Consider the following 255-nt stretch of genomic DNA (forward strand, 5'->3'; position numbering starts at 1 on the left):
TGTTAAACCATTCATCTTTTCCGACTTCTTCTCCCCAGCGTTTCTCCATAAAAGCAGTATCAACCTTAAAAGGTGTTTTCAGCTTCACTACCCCTAGCATAGCTTTTTCAATTTCCTCTACTGCATCACGTGATATGTTAATGGGTACTTCTATCAATATTTCATCGTGTATAGTCGCTAACATTTTATAGCCCATTCGCTTACAAATCTTAGCTACTTCAATCATGGCTAGTTTCATAATATCGGCTGAACTTC

General features: G+C 37.6%; 1 protein-coding gene. It reads right to left on the minus strand.

The annotated features are described in order from the left end of the window. Positions 1 to 226: hypothetical protein (locus SB764_RS42405; protein ID WP_410867095.1), on the minus strand; the 226-nt coding region annotated here is incomplete at its 3' end. Positions 227 to 255: the final 29 nt, after the last annotated feature.

The sequence above is a fragment of the Paraburkholderia sp. SIMBA_027 genome (genome assembly GCF_046535315.1).
Classification (GTDB): Bacteria; Pseudomonadota; Gammaproteobacteria; order Burkholderiales; family Burkholderiaceae; genus Paraburkholderia; species Paraburkholderia tropica.